Genomic DNA, 4,691 nt, shown 5'->3' on the forward strand with positions numbered 1-4,691 from the left:
CGACTGGTCGCCCTTCCCCTGGTACTTCTGAAACGCCGCATCATCGCAGGTCATCGCTGGACTAACTTCCCGCTCTCCCCGGTCGAGGGCCGCGAAGACGACGGGGTCATGATCCGGGTGTCTTGAGCGTGACGGGAACGCATGGCCGGCTCGCGAGCGCTGTGTGGATTCTGATGCCGCGGCGACGCTGGGCGGGATTGCGGGCGAGCTGCTCCGCTCGCGGCAGCGACAGATATCTCGCTCGGCTGCAGAACGTCGTTCGCTTACCTCTGGCGCTGCACGTCTCGCGCATGGGATGCGCCGTGGTCCCCTGCAGAGGCTCGCGACGCTTCAGTGGTTGGGATGGGCGCGGATGATCCGCGCGGCATCTGCTCGGTCCGTCGCGGCGAGCTTGAGCAGGATCGCGCTGACGTAGTTGGCGACGGTCTTGGTCGACAGGCCGAGGCGTGCGGCGATCGCGGGGTTGGCCAGGCCTCGTGCCAGCAGGTCGGCGACGACGAGTTCGCGCGCGGTGAGCCCGCCCGGCAGCGCCGCCTGCTCGGCCCCTGATCGAGCGGCGAACGTGGGTCGCTCGACGCCGCGACCGATCCACAACGCGCCGGCGCTCGCGGCCTCCACGGCAGCGATGAGGTGCTCAGGCTCGGCGTGCTTGCCGAGGTAGCCGGCTGCCCCGGCGTGCATGGCCCGGGCCACCGAGGCCTCGTCGGAGAACAGGGTCACGACGACGACGGCGACGTCAGGGTGCTCGGCCGTGATCCGGGCCGTCGCCTCGAAGCCGTCTCCGTCGGGCATCGACAGGTCCATGAGCACGACCTGCGGCTTGACCTGCGCGACGACCTCGAGCGCCTCGAGCCCGCCGCGGGCCTGCCCGACGACCTCGTGGCCCGATGCCGTCAGCAGCCCCACGAGGCCTCGGCGGAAGACGGGGTGGTCGTCGACGACGACGACGGTGGTCATGACGCCTCCACTGGGAGGTCGACGAGCAGATGGCACCCGTGCGCGGCCCTGTCGTAGCGGGCGGTGCCGCCGACCTCGTCGGTGCGTTCGGTGATCGACAGCATCCCGATCCCGGCGCGCACGTCGGCGGGTAGGCCCGGGCCTGCGTCGCTCACTCGGAGCTTGAGGTGCCCGTCGCGCAGCCGCAGCCGGATGTCGATCGGTGCGGCGCCGTGCTTGCGGGCGTTGGTCACGGCTTCTTGGATGATGCGCAGGGCGGCCAGGTCGACCGAAGCCGGGAGGTCGAGGTCCTCGGGCGCGTCGATGCGGACGTCGGGCCCGCCGATGCGGTCGTGCAGGGCGGAGACGAGGCCGTGGTCATCGAGCACCGGCGGCCGCAGGCCGTAGGCCAGCTCGCGGGACTGGTCGACGGCCATCCGCAGCTCCCGGTGCAGCTGGGAGGCATCAGGGTCGCCGATCCGGGTGGCCAGGGCGGCCGCACTCAGCGCGATGCCGGACAGCGTGGGGCCGAGGTCGTCGTGCAGCTCGCGGCGGATCCGGCGGCGTTCCTCCTCGCGCGCAGCAACCGTGCGGGCGCGGGACTCGCGCAGGGCCACGACGGTGCGCGCCGCGTCGAGCGCGGGGGCGGCTTGGGCGAGCAGCCTGTCGACGACTCGCCGATCGCGGCGGGTCAGGGTGCTCTCGCCGCGCCGGGGCGGCAGCTCGAGGACCGCCAGCACCTCGCCGCGGTAGTCGACCGCGAACTGTTCGGACTCGGATGCCGAGGGCGCCTCCGGTCCCAGCCCGACGGGCTCGAACCACGAGCCGCTGATGCGCCCGCGGTCCAGGAAGAGGGAGCCGGTGAACGCCTGCAGGACCGTGCTCGGGGTGTCGTGCTGGCCGGAGGGCGTGTTCAGCGCCGCCAACATTCGCGTGACGGCGCGGTCCGGGTCCGGCCGGCCCCGGTAGAGGAGCCAGTCCCCGACGTGGAGCATGCCGAGCGCCAACGGTGCCGCGATGGCGGCGACGACGACGAGACGCACCCATGTGGGCGCCGGGAGGGCGAGCATGACCACCGTCAGCGCGGCAACCGTCCCCAAGGAGACCACCGTCGCCCGCAGGAACTCGTCGACATCCAGTGCTCGCGGGGCGAGCACTCCCACGGCAACCGCGACGAGCAGGGGGAGCACGGCCAGCTGGGCGGCGACCACCGAGCCGGTCGACCCGTCGCCGATGGACCCGTACGCGGCTTGGGTGGCGGCGAACGACGCCGTCGTCAGCAGGGTGCCGAGGATGACCCAGCGCACCGCCGCCCGTTCCTCCGTGGAGGACCGGCGCCGGTAGCGGTGGACCTGGGCCAGAAGCAAAAGCAGCTGGCCGTTGACGACCAGCGCCCACCACGGGCTCTCACTCCACGCTCCCCCCGTGGCGAGGTCACCGACCGCCGCAACGGCAAGGGCGCCCACCGGCAGCCACAGCCACCTCGGGGTCATCGCGCCGTCGGGGTAGACGCCGACGAGGAGCGGGAAGGCCGCGAACCACAGCGCGGCTGCACCCGGCACGACGATGGCGGCGTACAGGAGCAGACACGCCAGCACGACGAGCCACCGGCGGCCGCGCGATACCCGGCGCAGAGACCCGAGCAGGAGCACGGCCAAGACGAGCACGACCACGGTGACCGCGATCTCACTCGTCCTCACCAACCCGTCGTGGGTCATGGGCCGATGATGACATCGGCGGGCGCGATCATCACCGCTTTCGCGACGTCACGAGCAGGGCAATGCCGAGGACCAGCGAACTGAGGACGGCGACGATGAGTGGCCACGGCGCCGCGAAGGGGACAGCTGCCTGGTAGAGCGGGATCGCGGCGAAGACACCGAACACCCCGCTCAGTGGACGGCCGATGAGGCCCGAGCGACGCCCGGTCGTGGCGAGCAGGGCGTTCCAGCCGACCGAACCGATACCCACCACGAGCAGACCCGCCGTGACAGCGAGGTAGGACGCCTGGAGCGACGCGGCCTGGATCTCACTGTCCGCGGAGACGTCAGCCAAGCCGGCACCCACGGAGGTGTACATGCTCAGCCCGTGCCCGGCGACCCAGAACCACGCGGTGGCACCCACGAGTGCCATGGCCAACCCCACGCTGCTGAGGATGCCTTCCGCGGCACCGGTGAGGCGCATCGCGCGCCACACGGCGAGGACCATGACGAGTGAGGCCGCGCCGATGGCCGAGAACACCACGGCCTCGAAGCCGCCGACCCACGAGTTCGCCTCGAGGGCCGCCATGTCAGGGGTGTCGTCGGCCCCGCTGCTCGCGAGCAGGCCCACGAGGAGCGGCTGGCACAGCCAGAGGGCGAACACGGCGACGCCGGCCCACCCAGCCATCCGGGTCAGAGCCCTGACCTCATCCAGGGCCTTCGCCGCGGGCGTGCTCGGGTGGGTGGAGCTGTCGTCGTGCGGCTCGGCGTTGCCGAGGAGGTCTGCGGTGCTCATCAGAGCATCCCCTTTCGTCGGAAGCGATGGCTCCAGACTCCGGGGGAGTGTTCCCGGGAGTGAAGTGAAACCGGATCACAACCTCCCGGCGGCGGCGTGCGCCCACCTCTGCGCGGCCCTGATCGAGCCCTGCCGTTCGCATGTCGCCGCGACTGGGACCAGTCGCCAACGGCTACCAACGCATCGACGCAGGTCAGCCCGCTGATGCCAACAACGGCCGTCGCCGACCGCCGCGCTTGACGCCCTTCCCCTGGTACTTCTGACCGACTCGTGTGTATGCCGGATGCCCACCCGGGGCTCCCGAGCCTGGTGTGCGTTCGCGAGCCTCGTCAACACGGCTTGCGAGAGCCAACCCGGCTCGCGAGCCGGGTTGCCGGACAGCTAGAGGATGAACCCGAGCGCCAAGACGAAGGGCAGCGACACGAGTGACCCAGGCTCGTCGCGAGGGTGAGCGTCTTGAGCGCGCCCTTGGTCGAGAGCCCGAGCAGGGTCGAGAACATCCAGAAGAAGTTGCTGTTGACGTGCAGGGCGAACATCGCGCCGGACGCGATCGCGAGGCAGATGACGACGGGCGCGACACCGGTCGACGCGACGATGGGGGCGATGATGCCACCGGCGGTGATCGCGCCGACTGACACCGAGCCGATGGCGAAGTGCAGGACCGCTGCGATGAACCAGGCGAGCAGGACGGAGACGACGACCGGCGAGCCGGCGTCGGCGGAGAAGAGCTCGGCCAGGGTCTTGTCGAGACCGGTCGCCTTGATCACGGCGCCCAGCGAACCGCCGATGCCGGTGATGAGCGGGATCTCGCCGGTGGTGCGGAAGCCGCGTCCGAGGGCGTCGGCGGTCCGGTCGGTGCCCAGGACCCGTCGACCCGTCACGAGCGCGATGAGCAGCCCGACGAAGAGCGCGAAGTTCGCGTCGCCGAGGAAGGCGATGACGTCGTTCGAGAGCTCGAGCAGGTCCGCGAACGCCCCGAACGCGATGAGCACGAGCGGAACGAGGATGGGCAGCAGCCGCACGAGCAGAGGCAGTCCGGCCGCCCGCGCCGGCACATGCTCCGGGTCCGGCTCGTCGAGCTCGGCGAGCGCGAGCGCCCCGGTCGTGTGACGGTCGGAGTCACCACCGGTGCCGAGCGCCTGCATGCGCGCGATGTGGTGCTCGTGCTCGGGGTGATCGGGGTGCTCGACCTCGTCCTCGTCGATGTCGGTCGCGGGGTCCCACATGCGGGTCAAGTTCTCCTTCAACCTCGTCGACGACGG

At 71.2% G+C, this 4,691-nt stretch carries 4 protein-coding genes; all 4 read right to left on the bottom strand.

The window, feature by feature from the left end:
• Positions 1–330: 330 nt before the first annotated feature.
• A complete protein-coding gene (locus N798_RS15770; protein WP_035905526.1) occupies positions 331–957 on the bottom strand; it encodes a response regulator transcription factor in 627 nt (208 codons plus the stop codon).
• The gene (locus N798_RS15775; protein WP_156971775.1) at positions 954–2,654 is read right to left on the bottom strand and encodes a sensor histidine kinase; all 1,701 of its coding nucleotides are present in this window, start codon (positions 2,652–2,654) and stop codon (positions 954–956) included. Before N798_RS15775 ends, N798_RS15770 begins: the two co-directional genes overlap by 4 nt.
• A 31-nt stretch (positions 2,655–2,685) precedes the next feature.
• Entirely contained in the window at positions 2,686–3,429 is a 744-nt protein-coding gene (locus tag N798_RS15780) for a hypothetical protein (RefSeq protein ID WP_035950417.1), read from the bottom strand.
• Between the two features lie 329 nt (positions 3,430–3,758).
• On the bottom strand, positions 3,759–4,691 hold a 933-nt coding region (locus tag N798_RS15785), incomplete at its 5' end, for a GntP family permease (RefSeq protein WP_232222675.1).

Origin of the sequence: Knoellia flava TL1 (assembly GCF_000768675.1) — a bacterium.
GTDB classification, from domain to species: Bacteria; Actinomycetota; Actinomycetes; order Actinomycetales; family Dermatophilaceae; genus Knoellia; species Knoellia flava.